Origin of the sequence: Aliterella atlantica CENA595, assembly GCF_000952155.1 — a bacterium.
GTDB lineage: Bacteria > Cyanobacteriota > Cyanobacteriia > Cyanobacteriales > Chroococcidiopsidaceae > Aliterella > Aliterella atlantica.
In genome coordinates this window covers 55,725-75,014 of the sequence record NZ_JYON01000025.1, presented here as the reverse complement: position 1 = coordinate 75,014, position 19,290 = coordinate 55,725, and the positions used below count along the sequence as shown (strand labels likewise).

Below are 19,290 nucleotides of genomic sequence, written 5' to 3'. Positions count from 1 at the left end.
GGTGGTCTACCAAATTATATTTTTTACAAGTAGCTGGCTTAGTATTCCCATCTGTATACTTCGCTTTGTCTAATTTTGCTCCTTGAAGATTTGCTTCTTGCAAGTCTGTTCCTTGAAGATTTGCTCTTTGCAAGTCTGTTCCCTGAAGATTGGCTCTTTGAAGATAGGCATCCTGAAGGTTAGCTCCTTGAAAATTTGCCCCCTGGAGATTTGCACCCTGGATATCGGCATCTCTCAAGTCAGCTTTTAAGAAAGTAGTGTTTTCAAGCCTAGCCTCTACCAAATCGGTGAATAATAGTTTAGCTCCCGTAAGGTCGGCTCCTGAAAGATCGGATCGCTTGAGCAAAGTTCTTGTAAGGTCGGCTCCTTGAAAATTTGCCTTCGCAAGGTAAGCTCTCTTAAGATTACTGAAACTTAAGTCAAGTTTCTGGTTTTTATCTTGTTGGATGTTCCGTCTTTTGATTACAGTGAGTGCTACTTGAATTTCCTCACTGACGCTAGGTAATCCTTCTAGTTTCTCATTTACTTGCTTGTAGCAGTCCTTCTCTGTGGTAAAGGAGCCGTTATTAGGTAACGGACATTGCCATTGACTATGCTCATTTAGTTCTCTAAATCCATTTTTAATCTCAATTGGGTAGGATGCTTTTACTCGGACATAAGAAGTCAGAACTTCCATAACTCTCCAGTGGTAATCTTGAGAATATTCTCTGGCAATTTCCTCTAGGGAATAAATACCACCTAGACGAGCCGCATCATCTTTACTTCCCAATAGTTCAACAGCTTTGGAAAAACGGTCTGTAATTAGCCGTTTCTCTGTAATACCTATCTCTTTTTGTGAGTTTATATAGGTGATAAAAAGACCGACAGCAGCAATAGCTGTTGCAAGTAAACCCAAGGCTGATATAACTGTTTTGACTACATCTAGAGCAAAGTTCCGGTTGTTAAAATCAGCAAATAAAGTTGGTAGATTCCAAACCAACCATAGATGAAGCCCCCAGATGTTTCTAAACCCTGTCGAAAGCTTCCACCTAAATACAGACCAACCCCCTTTTCTCAGCCATTCAAGAGCCTCGTGCCAATCATCTTCATGACTACCAACTTCCCCTTTTTGTTCGCGGTTTTTCCAGATTTCATAAGCCTTAGCTTGAATCAAATATTCTGAAATTTGTCGTTGGACAAAAGGGTTCTTCTTTGACGAAGACTGCACTTTTTTAAGTGGTTGCATATTTTTATACTTGTTGTTTGAAGATGATTAAAATTTGTCATTTAATCACCTTCAAAAAGAGGAATAGGAATTTCGCTAAATTTAACTTGTGTGTTATGAAAGCTTGACAAAATAATCTTGATAAGAGTAAATAAAATCGTATTAAGTTAATTTAAAACTAATTCTCAATTTGTTATGTGAGTTGTGCAGAGAATTTTGGGCAAAGCAGGGAACATAAAAATCAGTAGAGTCAGTATTATGCTAATTAAAAAATTGGAATGCCAAAACATCTGTTTCATCAACGAACTAGCACAATAAGGGGTAAAGGTGAAGAATCTGTACTAATTGCAAGCGAAAGCTAGAACCATTGCGAAGCAGGAGGTTCAGAATTTTTTTGTAGATTGGCTTTAACATCCTCAAAAATAGCCTTCTACTGAAAAAGTTGTCCGTAAAAGGGCTTAAAATGTTAATTCTGTCGTGACATTTGTAGCAATCCAGCTATTATTTATGGGCAAGTTGTAGTTTTTGGGATTTTTCAGTTGATTCTTTGCTAATTAAACGTTGAGTGTGGTCGCATAGCACTTCATCGCAGTTTCGCTACCTTTACCCCTATTAGATTGCAATAACATTACTTTTGAAATTGAATTGGACATATCAGCAAAATCAATAATTTCCGTGTACTTTGCGCCTTGTGCCAGAGAAAGGTTTAAATAACTGTCCGCTCCAACAGATTTAGCTGCGCCTTGAAGCATACGAGGATGATAGTTATTACCTTCACTACCTATAAACATTGCCGTCCCAGGAAAACTCAATGTGGTTGCACCTAATGCCCAAAGAGCGATCAGTACGTTAAACTTTGAGACGCAGGAAGCAAATAATTTCATGATGGACGCTCCTATGTTCTAAACTTCTTAGTAGAGTGAACTTGGTAACGCTATAACTGATCTTAATAAGCTGAAAGCTTTGTAAAGCACTCAACTTTAAGTAAAGAGTAACAAGGCTTCCAGATTGTTCCTCCATGATTTTAAACTTTTACAACCAGAATCCTAATTTTTCTAGGGAATTTCACTCAATCTTTACCGTGTCATTAATTATGTTCAAAAGAGCGACCGCCAACCTTCAAGACCGTTCCTCTAAGAACGCCTTAACCTTACGCACAGTATTAACCGATACCCTAGCATATTCAGCCGCCTGCCGTAAAGACAATTTTTGCTCCAGCGCCTCAACGACACGCATCGATGAGGGTTTCGCTAAAAAAGCTTCATTTGTCTCTTCGCCAGCAGGACGACCAACGTGCGCTCCCCATTGCGCGGCTCTCTGCATTCCTACTCGAATAGAGTGCGATCGCTTTTGAGCTTGAATGTCTGCTTCAATAGCTTGTTCTACTAGGCTTGGTTTACCTTCAAGAATTGCTCGTTCTCTTTGGGATAATCCCTTGATTTCCATCCGGCGCAAATCGCGCAAGACTGATACTGCATCGCTTTTATCATCAAACTTGTAGTATTCAGTTAGGCTCCCAATCGGGAAATTAAAATGAGCGTAACGATATTTGAAATACTTTTCTACATTGCCGCGATGCGCCCAAGTCCCCAATACCTTAACTGATACAGGTACACCGAAGTGCAATCGCAAATCTTGCTCTACTTCTACCACTCGTTCCTCAATTGGTCGCCTCGTCACTCCAATTTTGTAAAAAGTCTGCCCGTCCGCTACCAGTTCTAAATAGTACAGATTATTGAGTAGAATCCTCTGCAAAGATGCGCGGTAAATCCGTAGGTCACTCAAGCATTGGTTAGTGAGCGGACTATTAGTATCATAAGCTTGGTTAGCCTCCTCTTCTAGCTCTTCCAGCTTCTCCAGAAGCAGTGACTCTTGCACTGAATTGAACAGCATTAGCGACAATGCGCCGACAGGGATTTTGCCCAGCTTTGTAAATTGATAGCCTCCGCCAAGCCCCATAAAATCGTTGTACTCTAACAATTCCTCCCTTAAGAATGCTTGGAGTACATTTGAGCGAGAAATTTTGCGGTTGTTGCATCCGTAGCGCCGCCATAGTTTCTGTAAATGCTCTAGTTCCTTTCCCGTCAAGAAAATGTTGAAATGATCGTATAGCGGTAAAGTTGGTATATCTCGGTTGTTTCTTTGTTGCACCTCACGGCAAGTCTGGTTTGTGTGTGCGAAGTGGTGATCCTTAATGCGCCCTTTTTTCGCGGTCAACGCGCCTCTACAGTAGGGGCATAATAAATTTGTGCTGCCACTGTCTACATCTTCTATGGCAACCAGTAAATTATCGGCATCAACCCCATACTTCAGCCAGGGCATAGTTTACACCGCAGCCTTTTTTTGATACACCTAATTGGTGTGTCTAAAGGACGTTTGTTTGCATTTTGGAGTCAATCTAACTGTATCAAAAAAAAGGTATCTGAAAAAGCAGCCTATTTATAGCTTTTAAGGGTAAGAGAAAATAGTTCTAGGGGAAACTAATAGACTCATAACTGGTAACTTTAACGGTCAAGTAACGCCTGTAACCGTTCCCATCTCGGTTGGAGTAGTCCCCAGATTCCTCGTCTACATCGAATGTCTGCTGCAATAAAAGAGCGATTGCATCCAAATCTTCTTTTGTCTCCCCTTCAATCCTAAGTTTTGCCTGAATCACACTGGCAGGAGAGCCGACTGTTAGCTCTTGAGTTTGTGGCTGTTTGGGCTTAGTGCCAATATTTGCAGTATCGAGCTTCCGCCCCTTGCTATCTACACGCTCACTAGAAATATTTACAGTACCAGTCCTAGCTAGTTCTGCCCTTAGCTTCCCAACGAAAGGGGCTGAGACATGGCAGTACGAGGCAATCGCGCGATCGCTCTTACCCTGCCAATCCTTGTTCGTAAGAACCTGAATTACCCGTTCTCGTTTTTGAGCATTAGTTTTAGGGGTTAAGATTGACTGCAAACTGGTTATGCTTGTAGAGTCGGACGTTTGAGCGGCTTCTTCGCTCTCAAGGATGATTGCAAGTTCTTCCTGCTCCTTGGCATCCAAACTCTGAGTAGGCGTTAGCTCGTCATTATCGTCATCCTCCAGGGGTGACTGTGGCATCCAATCTAAAGAGTCTTCCAAGTCAGAATACTCTTGTATCTCCAGTTCATCGCCGACTGGCTCTAAGTCAGGCACAAGCGGCTTTGCAGTATCGCTCTTTGTATCCTCCAAGGGTTTTTCTTGGGGCAACCAGTTAGGTTTTCCTACGACAAATAACTCAGACTTGCTGCGGGTTAGCGCCACATAAAGCAAATTATCTTCCTGTTCTTTCTGCCATTCCATCTGATTGCGCCAGGTCATGGGCATATCTTCAGGCTTGAGGATAAATATGCGATCGCCCTCTAGCCCTTTGGCTCTGTGACAAGTGCTAAGAGTTATCGGTGAAATGTCATCGCTGAACAGGGAATCAATATAAGCTGATAAATCTGCAATCGATTTTGCCTGGGGTTGGCTAATATAAATCGTTGCCAGAGCCTCTAACTTGTCATTTAGGTTTTGGATCAGTTGCTCCTCATTGTCCATTTCCTTGTACTTCAGAACTTTGAGGGCGCGGTACTCGCTTGCCACAGCATGGAAATCTTCGTATCTAAACCTGGGCATAGAGGCAATTTCTTCTAAGTCGCGCTTGATTGTTTCTCCTATGTCTCTGCCCTTGACCGTTGCAGCAATTCCCCTGGCAATCAGTTTGATGCATTGCGATACTAACGGGGCTGTCTTCCTACTAATGATGCGATCGCCTACTCTAAGCTGCTGCTCCAAATCTTTTTCTTCAAGCTGTTGGATCTCCCCAGTAATCGCATCTTCCTTGGCTTCAATGGGAATATTAGGGAATTGCCGCCGCACCAAATCAATATGCGATCGCGGACAGCGATAACAAATGGACAGGGGTAGTTCTGTTGCCTTAGTGCGAGAGAGAATATTTTGATAGCTGCGGTTGTCTGCACCAGCGAAGCCCATGATAGCCTGGAACGGATCTCCAACGAACAATTGCCGACCTGACGCTCCAGCCAAACCAATTGCTAGCTCTAGCTTTATTGCATTTAGGTCTTGGCACTCGTCTACCAAAACAAACTTATATGACTTAAACCATCGACGTTTATATATTTCCCACTTAACGGGTAGCCAAATCTGGTCTGTAAAATCGATAAATCTATTGTTTCTAGCTTTTTGTTCTCCAATCCTTAAACACTCAGCGACCGCCGCAGCTACGATTGAAAATTCCCAGATGTCTTCGACCTCAAAATGGTGGCATAATTCCTTTACTGATGTGGCAGTTGGGTAGTTATTAGTCAGTCTCATCAGGTTAACTAGCCGCAAGAACTCTGCATCTTTGCCGATTGCCCCATCACGGGTTAGCGTTCCCCTAGAACCACGCTTGCCAATCAGATCCATGTCTTGGGCAATCCTTCTATACTTGCCATCGGAAATCTGGATGTCTCGACTGTCCCCAATATTCAACTCTCTCCTAAGTAGCGAGAACCCAGCGCTGTGCAGAGTGCTGATCGATGCTTTCCACCTAACTCCAAACTTGGTTACTAAGTCTTTAGAGTTCTCCTTGCCGAATACAATCACTCGGATGTCACTTGGCTTATACCCTATTGATTCCAAAGCGATCGCTACCATCCTTAAAGTGCTGCTCTTGCCTGCACCCGCTACTGCATTACAGGCTCCATTACCCAATCTATTCAGCACCCATTCCAAAATACCTGTTTGGTACTTACTGGGTTCGTAACCTATTTGCCTAGTCAGTTCTGCTGTCAATTGATCGAGCTTCATAGTCAATCTCCTGCCACTTTTCACTGGGAGGGTTCGCAGCCTTGGAGCATAAAGTCATGTGAGCGAGTGACTATAAATAATTTATAGTTTCTGGCTTTACAGTTAGTGTAGGGTAGTTTTGTTCAAGTTACTGTAAATATTTACAGCAACGGTATGGAAAATATCAGTGCGTGGCAAGCTGCACTCAAACGCTTTCCGCATGATTTCTTCGATATCTTGAAATACTTTTGCAAAACTGGGTTAAGTAATGATGCTTTGTATGCGATCGCGCTCCATACGATATCAATTCTTACACTCATTTCTACGTCTAAAGATATAAGTTTGTTTGGTGAGTGAGATATTAATGAGATATTCAGTTGAAGAATCAATTTACATAGAAAATTATGGCAACCGAGCAAGAGCTTCAGGCTCTTTTTAATACCTTGGATACCGATGGAGATGGCAAAGTCTCCATGAATGAGCTTTTTTTAAGTCCTGGCTTAAGTGCAATCATCTCATCAGAAACAGGTATTACTAGCCCCCAGGAGTTACTATCACGATATGCTTCAAACGAAGACGGTAGTATTACCTTTGAGGAGTTAAAGCAAGCAGTTAAAAAAGCCGATAATTTAACCTAGCAGTCAAAAAAACAACACCTAATGCCCAAAATCCCTCTCTAGTCCACGCTTTGAGGGATTTAAAATTTATAACTTGCGTAACGTTACTATACCGCTTCCTAGACGTGATTAAAAAATAAGCTAATGCGATCGCTAAAGTGATAGTACACGCGATTGTTGAAGCAGTGCTAACAGGGGGTAAAATCCCCACGAGTCAGATTTAGTAACTTTAAATCCAGTGAATTAATTTTCACTCTACCATCCATGCCGCCTCAAAAAAGTCTCGTTCGCATAACATGGCATAGCGGTAAATCGAATGTACTTGGGGAGTAGCACTGCTATACCGTTCCGCCAAGGTTTCTAATTGTTGAGCTAACTGCTCAAATTCTGGAGCAGAGTAAGTGTCAATCCAGTTACCATACTCGTGATTTGGAACTCCACTATACGCTAGTTGTTGCCCCAAGAATGCATAAAGCCGCATACACGGTAACATGGCAACTGTTGTTAAACCTACATCACTACTCCATGCAGTAGCTAGTAAGAAATCAGTATAACGCCTTGTTGCTGGCTGGGGTTGAACAGTACGCAAATCAACTGACCAATTGGCAGCAAAATCTTCATGCAAACGCAATTCTTCCAGCACGCCAGCCGCTAGGTCATGAAACATCCCAAATCCTTCCCAATCCGGTGACTTAGCCGCAGCTATGCTATATGCACGCGCAAATGCTTCTAGAAAAAAGGCATCTTGTCCTACATAATAGGCAAATTTTTTCCGCTCAAGCGTACCTTTAGCAATACCTTGAACAAAGGGATGTTTCAAACAAGCTTGTGCTAAGTCAAGATTTGCTTGCCATAATTCGCTAGATAAAGTCAAAGTTTTCAGGTCTGGATAAATTTAAGTAGGATAGTTGCCAATTATAGCTATAAGTTTGCCTCTCTACTGCAAGATGCTCTAGCCACATTCAAGCAATAGAATTGTCTAGGATCGACATAAGAGCAAATTCCTGACTACCACTGCATTGATGCAACTACTATACCGATGAATACTTTGGAAAGCATTATTGTTGGTCTGACGTTAAGCGCTGCCTGTGGCTTCCGCATTTTTGTCCCGCCGTTGGTTATCAGCGTTGCGGTAATTTTTGGACATCTACCAATTACATCAGGATTTGAATGGGTCGGCACTTACCCCGCACTGTGGGCATTTGCGATCGCTACCTTTGTAGAAATTAGTGCTTACTACATTCCTGTATTAGACAACTTACTAGACGCGCTTGCTACACCGACAGCACTAGCTGTTGGTACTTTTGTCGCTGCTGCTGTATTTCCAGACAGCGACCCTCTGCTGCAATGGACTATGGCAGTAATTGCTGGTGGGGGGACAGCCGGAATAGTTCAAGCTGTTACCGGAATTACTCGCTTGTCCTCTACAGCTTTGACTATCGGGCTAGGTAATGCTGTAGTTGCAAGTGCTGAATCCATTGGTGCAATTACCTTGTCTGTGTTAGCCCTGATAGCTCCTGTAATTGCAATTGGTTTGGTCGCAACTTTACTGATAGCTACCTTGACCAAGTTTTTTCAAAGCAGAGCAACAAGCAGACAATGACCGTAAGTATTTTTCCCTCAAAGTTGCATTATCCGAAACAAATAGTTTGCATAGGTTTTATGTAAGTTTTGCTGCAAATAGGGGAGTTTTAATTTATGCGATTGCTTCCAGCACTGACGCAACGGCAATCGTTTTCCTCAGCAATCGCGTTTCACTTCCTCTATAACAACATCAAACCCTTCCCATTCCTGAACAGTAAAGCCTTCCTTCGTTTCCTCTGGAAATCTAGCTGCCATCTTTTCCCAAGCTTCCTCAGCACTTGATGCTTGAATGTAATATCCTTGCCTAGCAGTTAGATCGTCATGACCAATACAGTCATGAGAGTAAGAAGCATTACGAGTGCATCTATATTCCCTAACTGCTAGGTTCTCAATCTCAAGCGGATTAGGCAAGATGTTGTGAATATGTTTTAGCCCCTGGCGTAATTCATTGGCGGTGAAATCGTAACCTTTTGCTTTAGCTAGATTGAGAATAGTTGGTGTGTCCTGGCTACCCAAGGCTGCTGCAAACTGCTCTCTCAAGCTTTCATCTTGGAGAACAGCCGTAAAAAAATCAAGGACAGATTGAGATATTTGCATGATGTTATTTATTCTTATCAAAACATAGTAGGGTACTCAAAAGCAGGCTGCCATTGAATTAATCGCCCTCCTTCAATTCCTGCTCTATTGTAATTGTCCTGCAAGAAACGCCGTCTAGCTGTTTCTGTTCCTCCAGTTTGTTGCATTAACGTCTGTTGAAGAGGATTGTCACTCTTAATTAAAAATTCATTGCGAGTATGCAGCCGCTCTAAATAGCGCAGTTTAGGGAGTCGGTCAAACTTGCCCTTTTCACCGCAATTACACGCCTGACAAGCCAATACTAGATTCCACACCCCATTAATCGGTTGAGCAATGCCGTACTTTCCTAAAGCGTGAGGAAAAAAGTGATCTACATGAACTATAGTACCTACCCCCGATTCAATAGAGATATCGCCAAAACAGTAAAAGCATTTACCTTTTTGATATCCATTGAGCGCATCCCGACAGGTAGTAACATCGACGCGGCGGTTATTCCTAGTAAATAATAGTTCTGTCTCAGGGTCGTAGCTTACCAGAATTAGGTTACGAGACATTTTCAACTGCCAAGCGGTTTCCACTAATCGCCATCGTGCCTCAACTTCTTGGTACAACTTCTGGAATTGTTCGCTTTCTAATAGCTGAAATAGCTCGTCAGTTAAAGCAATTCCCTTGTTTGACCCCTTACGTTCATCAGTAAAAAATCTTTGGGGAATTTCCGCATCGGTGAGGTTGTGAAATGCATCAATTACATTGACAAACCCTAACTTAACTGTCTGTTTGATTAATTGTTCCTTTGCTATCTCACCTGCGTTGAACTGCCGACATACATCTAGAAAGCGACTTGACTTTGAAGTAGCTTGCTTATCTTCAATCTTCAGATGCTCGGCAATGTGTCGAGAAAATGGTTCAGCTAGTTCTTCAAGCGTAATAAATGTCTTACCTGTCGGTGCGAGTTCAAATAGGGATTTAGCTAACGCAAACTTATACGAAGCAACGTTCTTGCCAAACAAAATGACTGAACGCCAGTAATCTTCTAATGTTGGGTCTATTCCCAAAAACTCAGTCATATTGCTTTTACATCGTAAACGATGTAAAATATAAGGTATAAGCGATCGCTACTGACTTGGCGGAAAGAGCGATCGCAATTCCCATACTTAGAAGGAATTACTCTCTATGAAAGCACAGATATATGTCAATCGGCACATTGTTCGAGCTAACAAGAAGGCGAGTGCCGAGACTGGTACGCTAGTAGACGCTCCGGCGATCGCCATCAACACTTACCTTGGGTCAATCTATGCCAAAGAAGTTGAGTTTACAGGCAACTGCAAGCTGATTCAAGATGCTGCAAAAGCAAGATGTTCGGGGGCTACAATTTGGTTAGAAGGTGAATTTGAAAGCTTGATAATTGATAGTGTGAAAGCCAACCGTTCAATGTTCGACAAATCTATTAAGACGTTATCTATAACGTATAGCAATGTCGAGAAAGTTTACAATGGCTGGGTAGCTTACGATACTTTACTTAAGACTAATAAAAAATTTCGCGCATCGAGTTCATTAGATCCTTCTCTTGAGGCGTTAGGCGATCATCTCTTAGTCTGGTACGAAGATTTTGGTAGAGAGTATTTATTATCTCACTAATTAAATCTTTCCGTAGTAGGTGAAATTTCTCACCTACTATTATTTGAAAATAGATGCAGAGAACTTAGATAAATTATCCATCCGCTTAATTAAAAATGGAGAATTAAATCTCATGTTAATACCAAACGAAGAAGGAAAAGTTCGCCTGTATTTTACAGAAGATAAGATATGTATTGGCTCCTATGACGAAGTAGCAAAGTACGAGCAGAGAACTAATAAAAGCTATTGGGCATCTGATTTCTTCCGTCTGCCCCTAGATTACAACCCTATTGGGCAAAGCTTAGAAAGCATTGAGTCTATCAAGCAATAATTTCCGAGCTTGGGGTTAGTAGCTGACGACAGCCCAAAACTTGATTTTGCAGAACTCATTTAATATAAATTGGAGGAAAACAATGGATAAACAAAAGCTTTTAAGTTCTGCTCGTAGCTTTGGAGCCGAAGCTAGAGCTAACCAAAGATCGTCATTTATGACTAAAGATGATAGGGAGGACTTGATTCATACTGCTGGTGTAGCAAAATGGGGTGATTTGCCCGAAGAACTAAGAGACGGACTGCAAGCTGCATGGAATGAGGGTTTTGAAGCTGAGTCTAAAACCTACTTTAGCTGATTTATGTCTGTAGCTTTAATGAAATGCGATCGCCTCCAGCATTATGCTTGGCGGTTACACGCACCTTTATTTTGTAAAAATTTTGCACGTTCGCGTTTGCTGCACACTATGAGGTCTTCATGAGCGATCTAACAAAAGCAATAAGGGTAGCAACTTCCGCCCACGAGAATCAAGTGGATAAAGGGGGTAAGCCTTATATCGAGCATCCGCTTAGAGTAATGAAACAAATGACTACCGATACAGCACGAATTGTTGCTGTGCTTCATGATGTAATTGAAGATTCTGATTACAGTTTGGACGACCTAGTGGCAGCGGGATTTAGCAAGGAGGTCGTAGAGGCTGTTGAAGCACTAACTAAGCAAAAGGGCGAACCCTACAAAAAGTATTTGCGCCGAATCAAAACTAACCCAATTGCGATCGCCGTGAAGCTTGCAGATTTACAAGACAACATGGATTTGACTCGCTTGCCAACTATTACAGAAAAAGACATTGAACGCCAGGAAAAATATTTTAAGGCAGTAGATATATTAAAAAATAATGAGTAAGTCTAAACAACAACAGTGGAATGAAGAACATCCTGATGTGATTCAGAAAGCAAGGGCAGAGTACAACAAAAAACGCCCAATTTGGTCATTTCGTCCTACACCTGAAAACATAGAATGGTTGGAAGAAGAACGTTGGGAAGATGATAATGGTAAACCTGAAAGTGATGCCACGCTCCTCAACCGAAAGTTAACCAAGCTAAGAAAATTAGAGCAGCAAGGATTCTAACTTCGACTTCTAGGTGGTTACCGCTCAATGCTATTTTTACTAATTAAAATTGATGAACGAATCTAATCAGTGTGATGATATCTCGATTAATCGCCTTCGTCTTCTCCTCAATCCTTACGATTGGTTAAATCACTTAGAATGTGACGGTTTAACACAAGTTTTCCACAGAGTCTTATCAGATGAAAAAATCCAACATACTGTTAACATTGGTCAAGTAATATACAAACCTATTAACCAGACAATTCCTCTACATTATTGGATTGAAGTAGGAGATTTGCGGATTGATTATCGCTTAAGAATGTGGCTTAGTGAAACTTCAGACGTTCCGCATGGAATTTTTCATAAAGATTCCCAACAAAGCGTTTCTTATTTAGGAGAGCCTATAGATTTGCCACTGCTGCCACTGCCTATTATTAAAATAATCGTCAAGCCCTTCGACTCACTTCCCCAAGCTAATGAATGATAATCTAGAATTTCTGTTAACGTTTCTAAATCAACAAGCAGAATTAAATGACAGAATAAACAAAAAGTCTATAAATCCTTATAAAAATATTCAACGCTTGATATTAGAAAACGGTTTACCCTTTTTGCGAAGGATTAAACCTAGTCCATTTAGGGGTGAACCTAAATCTTGTTATCAAAACTGTTTTCAAGCCTTATGGAACTACCCTGAACTAAGTTACTGTGAAGGATTTGCTATTTCTGATGAAGTGCCAATCCCAATAGCTCATGCTTGGCTAATTGATGGAAATTCTCAGGTAATTGACCCTACTCGGAATGAAGATTTTACTGATTGCACTTACTTTGGAGTAGTTTTTACTGAAAAGTTTGTGAGAGAAGTAGCTTTAAAAACTAAGTATTATGGAATTTTAGAAAACCATTATGTAGGCAAATCTCAAATACTACAAGAGGGGTTTCCTCAAGGCTCGTTGCACCCTAAATATCATCATGCTCTTTGATTGTCTACAGATTAAATGATGATTCCAAGATTGCGAACGCGTATTTAGTTCTAGGGGATAGTTAAAAGTATCGTAATCTGGTAGGGAGCCTATGCGGGGGAGTTTATCTTTCCCGCTTTAGTTATTTTAGCAGGCATCAAAAGTGTGACTTTATTCTTTTCAATGTCCGATGCGGTTAGTTTGTCTTGGCACTCTTCATAAAAATCTTGTGCTTCAGAATCAGTTGCAAAAGTAAACTGATTCCCCTTAAATACAACGTTAATGTTATATATGTTAGTTTTGCGCCTCATTAGTTTTTTGCTTACCTTTCCACAAATACATATTATTACCTTAGACTCTGCTCTGCCTAATAACAAAGCAATCGTGCAGCAATATAATAAACCAATAATTCCCACTCTAGCTGCTGCTTTATCTATGAACATTGTTCAAGCATCATGACTTAATTGTTTTTTCAGCAAAAAACCTGATTGTTTCTTCAACACTAACAAACCCACGCCTTTCGGACTGCTCAATGAAATCATCTACAATCTCATACCCAGGCGAGACAAGAAAGTATTCAAAAGTGTCCTCCTCCATTTCGTCCAATATAGCGAACGCCTCGTGAAGAACAGCCAATAGCAAGTCTCGTTGATTCTCATCGTCCTTACTTATGCACTGATAACGCAATGCAGCATTTGCAAGACGACCGAAGAACTCAAGTTTTGATGTACTGTCATACAATCGTGAAAAAATATCCCGAAGTTGGCAGAAAAGCCAACTCAGTTCCTTTGCATCGGCAGTAACGACATATCTTAGCTCAGAATAAAAGCTACTGCTTGCTCTGTTGACTGGACTAGAAGTGATAACCACCTTAGCGCCTTCCCACTCTTTATCGGTTGGAACTGGCGTTAGTAATAGTCTTTGAAACAAATAATTAAGTGCTTCTCTTTTTCCCTTAAAATTACAATCCATTTTCAACCCAAGTTGTTATTTCGTAATAATTACTCAATTGTTACAATTTCTATCACAGGGCTGTTCTTAACCGCTCTCGCAAGTCTATAGCCGCAGCAGTATAAGTTCCTGCTTTTCTTCGGATTTTTAGTGTCTTCAATTCAACAGACACTTCAGGGCAAACAGCGATCGCACTGTCCCCCGCCCTGAATCTGACAGCAGTATTGCATCGCCAATGCCACGATCTTCTTCTGTGACTACATACGTTGCGATAAAACGCGCTACTACAAAGTTGACCCTTTCCCACAATAGCGCGATCGCATAAAGGGACAACTAATAGTAGCCAGTAAGTCTAAATTAAAGCTAAACCTCGACTTTGGGCAAAAACTTATATCAAAAGATGCAGTTTCACGTTTCATCTGGGTAATCTAAGTGTATGCAAAAACAACGTTTCAATTTCAAACGGTTCGCGCTCTTACAGGCAATATTAATTCCCGTTGCCACCTTCCCGATATGGTATTTAAAGTTCTTCCCCCCAGCAACTTCATTCTGTGTTGATGTCCAAAACAATGAAGTGGTTAAGCTTTATGATGCCGATTGCCAGCAGCCAAACTCAGTTAATGTGGTAAAGCGATAGTCAAAGCGAACAATTCCCTATGCACAAAATCCCTGACTGCGATCGCTGCCTTATGTGCGCCCATGACCCCTCATTAGTCTGCGCGGTTCACCCTTACGGACCAAGCAGCGACAACTGCCTAGACTTTCGAGCCGACCCCGACTTAGAGAATATCCGCTTCCAAGATTTTCTAGGTTTGCAACGCCAGCCGTCAGAAAATACTAATGCCGATGAGCCATACAGCAACCCTTACAGCCTAGACCCTGATGAGGAGCAATGGGAGCCAGATGGTGCTAGTTACTACAACGGCGAACTAATTAGACAACCCTCGCAGCAACGGACAAGAGAGGAACAATTGTGGCTGTTAGACAATCACCCACTATTTACTAGCGTTTGCCCCCAGTGTAAATACCATTTTCCACAAGCTAATTGCCATATCGTTCATTTTGATTGCCCCAGTTGTGGGTGGGTCGATGATTCAGTATAGACTTGTTTATAGGTAGTGCGAAGGCTTTTCTAACTAATTGGGTGCGATCACCTCGTACTCGCGCCAGCTTCTCAAGTTTCACTGATTATATTAAGAGTGCCATAGTTAGCACAGACAACAACTGATAACAAAACACCCTCCTACGCGGCATAGCATTGAGGAGGGCAAGGCGTTGTATTAGGAGTGAGGAGCAAGGATTCTGCCAAAGCTCGTATCTATAGTTAAACACTTGAGTATTACAGCACTATGACAGGCAGGACACAATGCTGTGACGGTAGCTGCCCACTTTGCAACTGGAAAGATGATTCAAGTTCAGCTAACAACGATCTTATCCTCCCCTGACTACGCCCATAATAGTTGCATCTAATATATCTACATCCTTTGCTGGGTAAACAGAAGCTTGAGTTCCCCTGTATAATTGCTTCTGGGGGATTTGCCCGTACCGCTCTTTGTAAGACTCATTTGCCCACATCTCAATCTTCATCCGTTGATCGGCGCTAATTTCTACTCCTAAATGTTTCGCCCTCTGCTGCACAAACCAAAATTCAGGCTCCTTACGCGCGATCGCTGCCTTAGCCTTACTACCAGACGAGTAAGTAGCTAGCTGTCCCTCTAAAAACGCCACCTTCTCAGATAAAACAGTGACCTTACTTGACAACGCATCTTGACGAGTTGCCAGATACTCATCCACGCTTGCTCTAACTCGCTCATCAAAGCGCTTATCCAATGGGTCTATATCTAGATCGTCCAGGGAACCATCTAGGTAAAGTTGCATGAATCGGGTAAGTGTAGCGGTCGCCGTCGAGCCTTTTTGCTGGCATCGACTCTTAAAGCTATCCCACAAACCCTCATCGCAGTTGAATGATGCTAACTTCTTATCTCGTCCCGTATTGCTCATGTCTAGGTATCTGTCTAGGTCTATACAGGTAGGGGGAAAACTCGGGAAACTCGGAAAACTCTAATTTGTCATATACCAAGATATCACCTAGATAATATCAGGGTGAGCGCTCGCCTAGCGCCTATATTCTCAAGACATTACAGGTGATTTCTGATTTCAGAAGCCCGATCGCTTTTTCTTATCTTCTGCTTCAAATTGCAAATATCAGTTTTTAGTTGCTGCACATTCATTTAAGCATTGAGCAATCAGACTGCTATTTAGCTTTCCACATCCGCTCATCAAACTGAAACTCTAATGGTGGCTCCAAACTAAACTGCAAGTCAGGATGCCCAGGATTAAGTAAATAATTAAACTCAACGGGAATAATAGAAGATGGAACTTTGAGGATGGGTGTCTCTTGCTTTTGTAGCCATTGCTTGCCGATATTCTGCAACGTTGGATAAGCTGACATACTTTGCCAATTCTCCGGTAAGTTGCCTACGTCTACCACCGTCATTGCAATATTCTCTGGCAAGAAGGCGCGAATGGCAACTAGAGGAATGCGATCGCTTTCGGTATGAACAAAAACTTCTAAACTAGCAAGAGCTAAACTTTGTGCTGTATAAACAACTTTAAATCCTTGAGGTGTCCATCTTGCTTGAGCGTAAAGTCCACCGATTCCAGAAAAAGCACTATCAACGTGTTTCTGCTTGCAGATGCGCCAGACTTGCACTACCCGAACATCCCATATTCAGCGCGGTAGAGCATTGCCTCGACTTTTTTAGCTCCAGCATCAGTAGCTAATGCCATTAATGGTGTCTCTCCAGATAGCGCTGTTTTGGGAGTAGAAAGCCACCGCTTAGTTTCTACTTCATCTTCAAATAGCTCTAAAGCCAGTTTGGTAATGCGGTTGAAGCGTTCTAATCTATCAACAACAGCATCCTTGAGAATCGGGTTTTGCTTTTCATAGCGAAACTGAGTGCTTTCGGAGATGCCAAACAAATGTTTCACGTCAGTTTTGTCTAGGTCGAACCGTTGAGCTATCTCCTTGATAGATTGGTACTTCTTATTTGCGATCGCATCGCCTGAAGAATCGCCAGGACGTTCATCTACTGCGATCGCTTGCTTTGAACTAGCTTGCCTAGTAGCTTTGACCATAATCTTTGTAGTTCAATTGACACTTTAATTTTATCAAATGAAATAATTAGCTAATGTACTGTTTTGTTGCAATTAGCTATTAGCTGATAGTTCATCTCGAAAATTCCACAGATTTTCTGGACGGTAATCAACTCGCGCTTGCCAACGTGTTTTCACACTCTCATGGAGATCGCCAAAACTACCTGTGATTTCACGCGGCTCTGTCCCCGTTACTTGGTAGATAAATCCTGGTTGATTGTCAAAATTGATGGTAGGGTCGGTCTGGATGCCATCTTCAACATTATTTGGCTCAAACTCAAGCCCCAGACCCAAGTTGCCAATTTCATTCATCATCCACTGCAAAGCCGCATCTGATAGACCTCGTTGTTCCTTCGTCCCGCCGCCAACGCAACCATGTTCGCCTGGAAACCAAACTTGACGTACAACTTGAGCATCAAACTTAGGACTTTTCTGCATAGGTGTTACGTCAAATACCTTTCTTAGCTCATCTATTGCTACAGCGTGTAGTGCCTTTTGTACGATTGAACTCAAAGTAGTATCGTGAAACTTGTACTTGGCATTGAACCAATCATCTACAGGCAACAAAGGTATTTGGTCTGGTACGCCCAGCGAACCAACAGTGTCCCAACAGCCGAGTAGTGTAATCGGTACGCGCTCTCCGCAGGCAGCACGAAACCCTTGTGCCTCTGGGTGACTCGGTTTAATATCGCGATCGCGGTAAATTCTATAAGCTTCGGGTGCAGAACGAATATTGGGGCGTGATAGCAAACCTGAGCAATAGATCATCCCAGCCAAGCTGCGTACAGTGTACGCGCCGCGACTGAAGCCAAATAGGTAAATTTCATCACCCTCATTATAGTTAAGGCAAAGAAAACGATAGGCATCTTGAATATTTTGGTCGATTCCCCACCCGAAGGCTCCACCAACAAGCTTATCTAGCTCGTCTCCGGCTCCAAGTCCCTCATCATAGAACGCGATTTGAGGCGTTCCATCATTACAGACTGGTTTGACTGCTTGAGCTATTTTGACTACGTTAGTTGGATAGGAACTACTTAGCTTTTGCCAAGTTCCATCGCAACAAACTACAAGACGCTTCATATTTTCCCCCTGCTTGATTGGCTGAAAATTGTCCCGCGCCTACTCTAAAGCAGAATCACACAACCCACTTGCTTTCTAATTGTTTCTTAACTAGGACTCATGCCAGTAGCATCCCTGCGATCGCTCTAATAAGTGCATAACTATCTACTATGTCTGCATCACAGCTATTACCTGACGTGCCACCTCAACTGACACCGATGCGAAGGTCGCAGTTCTACCACTGTTTATGCAAATAACGTCTTGAAAATATTTTTCACATTCTTTGTCATCAGTAATTTCTCTAGCAAAAATGCTACAGCTTTTCATTTCACTGTGTTTTCACCCTTAGTTTAAATAATTAGCTTTAATAAAATAATCATAAGCTGATAGGTCTTGAACAAAACAATATCAACTAAAATTTAAAGTTTTCTATGCGTAAAACGATTGCCGTTTTGTCTTTATCTTTAATATCTCTAGCCTCGTTTTCTACTGCATCTGAAGCAGCTACTCGAATAAAATTCGCTCGTGGTAGCTATTGTGGCAGCTATTCAGGTAACTTTTCAAATGGTAGAGAATTTGTACTTCGTCTAGGCGCGAACCAAACATTTACTAGCCGTAACATTGGCGATGGTACTCAGTATGATGTATATGTTGTTGGTCCTAAAGGTAGATTAGCTGGAGATAAAGTAAGTAGAAATCAAATCAATTACCAAACTAATGCTTCAGGTAATTATCGAATTTATGTGGAATCAAGTACACCGTATAGTTCAATCGAGTTTTGTGCTTACTAATAAACTCAAATGGTTTAAAGCTTGTAGATTTAGCTGAATATTGAAATAAGTCTGAATAAGACACATCTATTGTAAACAATTAAACAAAATCTTCATTACACAAAATGAAAGAAATAACTTTACCCATTTTAGCTTCATTGTGTACTGGTAGTTTGGCACTTACATCAATTCCTGTAAATGCTGAAATTAATCCTCAAGGACAATCAATTCTTTGCCAGCAACAAGGTTGGCTTACTCAAATAGCAATATCTACTCCTGATTTTGTCACTGCAATCTGTATTGATGAAAATGACTCTGACAATATCAATTCTTATGAGCCTGTACCTACTCACTACGTTGGTCAAAATAAAAACACTGGAGGTAAACTTATTCTTCCACTAGCTGTAGCTGACAATTCTTGGGGACCTGGCGTACCCAACTTTTTCAAAGCTGAAAACGGTAGCTACACTTATCAAATGTATGTCAGCAACAATGTAGACAAAAATACTATTACTCTAAGCGTCTTTAATAATGGACGTAGAATATATAAATACAATACAACTAAGTATTTAAGTGGCTGGAGATAACAAATTAAATATATACTCGCTTGGTCTGTGTTTTTATCAATTCGTATG

Annotated in this window: 27 protein-coding genes; 13 read left to right on the top strand and 14 right to left on the bottom strand. The window is 41.6% G+C overall.

Annotated elements, in window-relative coordinates; genetic code table 11:
* From UH38_RS27730 to UH38_RS19340, 4 genes are all read right to left on the bottom strand, one after another.
* Positions 1-1,225 (bottom strand): pentapeptide repeat-containing protein (locus UH38_RS27730; protein WP_052672467.1); only part of this gene is annotated, 1,225 nt, incomplete at its 3' end.
* A 533-nt stretch (positions 1,226-1,758) separates the two neighbouring features.
* Entirely contained in the window at positions 1,759-2,088 is a 330-nt protein-coding gene (locus UH38_RS19350) for a hypothetical protein (RefSeq protein ID WP_045056315.1), read from the bottom strand.
* A gap of 235 nt (positions 2,089-2,323) precedes the next feature.
* Entirely contained in the window at positions 2,324-3,526 is a 1,203-nt protein-coding gene (locus tag UH38_RS19345) for a competence protein CoiA family protein (protein WP_045056314.1), read from the bottom strand.
* A 148-nt stretch (positions 3,527-3,674) separates the two neighbouring features.
* Positions 3,675-6,008 carry a UvrD-helicase domain-containing protein gene (locus UH38_RS19340; RefSeq protein WP_045056313.1) on the bottom strand — a complete coding sequence of 778 codons (2,334 nt, stop codon included), beginning with the start codon at positions 6,006-6,008 and terminating at the stop codon, positions 3,675-3,677.
* A gap of 153 nt (positions 6,009-6,161) precedes the next feature.
* On the opposite strand from UH38_RS19340, the gene UH38_RS19335 reads away from it, so the two are divergent.
* The gene (locus tag UH38_RS19335) at positions 6,162-6,344 is read left to right on the top strand and encodes a hypothetical protein (RefSeq protein WP_045056312.1); all 183 of its coding nucleotides are present in this window, start codon (positions 6,162-6,164) and stop codon (positions 6,342-6,344) included.
* Positions 6,345-6,391: 47 nt separating this feature from the next.
* The gene (locus UH38_RS19330) at positions 6,392-6,625 is read left to right on the top strand and encodes an EF-hand domain-containing protein (RefSeq protein ID WP_045056311.1); all 234 of its coding nucleotides are present in this window, start codon (positions 6,392-6,394) and stop codon (positions 6,623-6,625) included.
* 229 nt (positions 6,626-6,854) lie between these two features.
* Here the strand turns inward: UH38_RS19330 and UH38_RS19325 are convergent, their stop codons facing one another.
* A complete protein-coding gene (locus tag UH38_RS19325) occupies positions 6,855-7,478 on the bottom strand; it encodes a TenA family protein (RefSeq protein WP_045056310.1) in 624 nt (207 codons plus the stop codon).
* A 165-nt stretch (positions 7,479-7,643) separates the two neighbouring features.
* Here UH38_RS19325 and UH38_RS19320 point away from each other — a divergent pair, with 165 nt between their 5' ends.
* Positions 7,644-8,207: a DUF4126 domain-containing protein gene (locus tag UH38_RS19320; RefSeq protein ID WP_045056309.1), complete on the top strand. Its 564-nt coding sequence runs from the start codon at positions 7,644-7,646 to the stop codon at positions 8,205-8,207.
* 137 nt (positions 8,208-8,344) lie between these two features.
* Here the strand turns inward: UH38_RS19320 and UH38_RS25965 are convergent, their stop codons facing one another.
* Together UH38_RS25965 and UH38_RS19310 are read right to left on the bottom strand one after the other, a co-directional pair.
* Complete coding sequence (locus tag UH38_RS25965) at positions 8,345-8,785, bottom strand: Nif11-like leader peptide family natural product precursor (RefSeq protein WP_082065441.1); 441 nt, start codon at positions 8,783-8,785, stop codon at positions 8,345-8,347.
* 17 nt (positions 8,786-8,802) lie between these two features.
* Entirely contained in the window at positions 8,803-9,831 is a 1,029-nt protein-coding gene (locus UH38_RS19310; protein ID WP_045056308.1) for an HNH endonuclease, read from the bottom strand.
* Positions 9,832-9,937: 106 nt separating this feature from the next.
* Here UH38_RS19310 and UH38_RS19305 point away from each other — a divergent pair, with 106 nt between their 5' ends.
* The 7 genes from UH38_RS19305 to UH38_RS24980 all read left to right on the top strand — a co-directional run bounded on the left by UH38_RS19305 (position 9,938) and on the right by UH38_RS24980 (position 12,740).
* Positions 9,938-10,402: a hypothetical protein gene (locus UH38_RS19305; protein ID WP_045056307.1), complete on the top strand. Its 465-nt coding sequence runs from the start codon at positions 9,938-9,940 to the stop codon at positions 10,400-10,402.
* Between the two features lie 112 nt (positions 10,403-10,514).
* Complete coding sequence (locus tag UH38_RS19300; protein WP_144405717.1) at positions 10,515-10,712, top strand: hypothetical protein; 198 nt, start codon at positions 10,515-10,517, stop codon at positions 10,710-10,712.
* A gap of 82 nt (positions 10,713-10,794) precedes the next feature.
* The gene (locus UH38_RS19295) at positions 10,795-11,010 is read left to right on the top strand and encodes a hypothetical protein (protein WP_045056305.1); all 216 of its coding nucleotides are present in this window, start codon (positions 10,795-10,797) and stop codon (positions 11,008-11,010) included.
* 119 nt (positions 11,011-11,129) lie between these two features.
* Positions 11,130-11,555 (top strand): HD domain-containing protein, encoded by a 426-nt coding sequence (locus UH38_RS19290; RefSeq protein ID WP_045056304.1) that lies wholly within the window; start codon positions 11,130-11,132, stop codon positions 11,553-11,555.
* Positions 11,548-11,781, top strand: a complete 234-nt coding sequence (locus tag UH38_RS19285) for a hypothetical protein (RefSeq protein ID WP_052672466.1) — start codon at positions 11,548-11,550, stop codon at positions 11,779-11,781. The genes UH38_RS19290 and UH38_RS19285 overlap by 8 nt, the downstream gene beginning before the upstream one ends.
* Positions 11,782-11,833: 52 nt before the next feature.
* Complete coding sequence (locus UH38_RS19280; protein WP_045056303.1) at positions 11,834-12,244, top strand: hypothetical protein; 411 nt, start codon at positions 11,834-11,836, stop codon at positions 12,242-12,244.
* A complete protein-coding gene (locus UH38_RS24980) occupies positions 12,237-12,740 on the top strand; it encodes a hypothetical protein (RefSeq protein ID WP_052672465.1) in 504 nt (167 codons plus the stop codon). The genes UH38_RS19280 and UH38_RS24980 overlap by 8 nt, the downstream gene beginning before the upstream one ends.
* A gap of 89 nt (positions 12,741-12,829) precedes the next feature.
* Here UH38_RS24980 and UH38_RS19270 read toward each other — a convergent pair whose 3' ends face one another.
* From UH38_RS19270 to UH38_RS26890, 3 genes are all read right to left on the bottom strand, one after another.
* Positions 12,830-13,162, bottom strand: a complete 333-nt coding sequence (locus tag UH38_RS19270) for a hypothetical protein (RefSeq protein ID WP_045056302.1) — start codon at positions 13,160-13,162, stop codon at positions 12,830-12,832.
* Positions 13,163-13,172: 10 nt separating this feature from the next.
* Entirely contained in the window at positions 13,173-13,691 is a 519-nt protein-coding gene (locus tag UH38_RS19265) for a hypothetical protein (RefSeq protein WP_045056301.1), read from the bottom strand.
* Between the two features lie 135 nt (positions 13,692-13,826).
* On the bottom strand, positions 13,827-14,003 hold the full coding sequence (locus tag UH38_RS26890; RefSeq protein WP_160295999.1) for a hypothetical protein: 177 nt from the start codon (positions 14,001-14,003) through the stop codon (positions 13,827-13,829).
* 323 nt (positions 14,004-14,326) lie between these two features.
* On the opposite strand from UH38_RS26890, the gene UH38_RS19255 reads away from it, so the two are divergent.
* On the top strand, positions 14,327-14,773 hold the full coding sequence (locus UH38_RS19255) for a hypothetical protein (RefSeq protein ID WP_045056299.1): 447 nt from the start codon (positions 14,327-14,329) through the stop codon (positions 14,771-14,773).
* Positions 14,774-15,101: 328 nt separating this feature from the next.
* Here the strand turns inward: UH38_RS19255 and UH38_RS19250 are convergent, their stop codons facing one another.
* The 4 genes from UH38_RS19250 to UH38_RS19235 all read right to left on the bottom strand — a co-directional run bounded on the left by UH38_RS19250 (position 15,102) and on the right by UH38_RS19235 (position 17,906).
* Positions 15,102-15,671 (bottom strand): hypothetical protein, encoded by a 570-nt coding sequence (locus UH38_RS19250; protein ID WP_045056298.1) that lies wholly within the window; start codon positions 15,669-15,671, stop codon positions 15,102-15,104.
* Positions 15,672-15,924: 253 nt separating this feature from the next.
* The gene (locus tag UH38_RS19245) at positions 15,925-16,383 is read right to left on the bottom strand and encodes an RES family NAD+ phosphorylase (RefSeq protein WP_045056297.1); all 459 of its coding nucleotides are present in this window, start codon (positions 16,381-16,383) and stop codon (positions 15,925-15,927) included.
* The gene (locus tag UH38_RS19240) at positions 16,383-16,808 is read right to left on the bottom strand and encodes an antitoxin Xre/MbcA/ParS toxin-binding domain-containing protein (RefSeq protein WP_082065440.1); all 426 of its coding nucleotides are present in this window, start codon (positions 16,806-16,808) and stop codon (positions 16,383-16,385) included. Before UH38_RS19240 ends, UH38_RS19245 begins: the two co-directional genes overlap by 1 nt.
* 72 nt (positions 16,809-16,880) lie before the next feature.
* Positions 16,881-17,906 carry a DUF2235 domain-containing protein gene (locus tag UH38_RS19235; protein WP_045056296.1) on the bottom strand — a complete coding sequence of 342 codons (1,026 nt, stop codon included), beginning with the start codon at positions 17,904-17,906 and terminating at the stop codon, positions 16,881-16,883.
* Positions 17,907-18,316: 410 nt separating this feature from the next.
* Here UH38_RS19235 and UH38_RS19230 point away from each other — a divergent pair, with 410 nt between their 5' ends.
* Together UH38_RS19230 and UH38_RS19225 are read left to right on the top strand one after the other, a co-directional pair.
* The gene (locus UH38_RS19230) at positions 18,317-18,676 is read left to right on the top strand and encodes a hypothetical protein (RefSeq protein WP_045056295.1); all 360 of its coding nucleotides are present in this window, start codon (positions 18,317-18,319) and stop codon (positions 18,674-18,676) included.
* Positions 18,677-18,780: 104 nt separating this feature from the next.
* A complete protein-coding gene (locus UH38_RS19225; RefSeq protein WP_045056294.1) occupies positions 18,781-19,242 on the top strand; it encodes a hypothetical protein in 462 nt (153 codons plus the stop codon).
* The last annotated feature ends 48 nt before the right edge of the window (positions 19,243-19,290 follow it).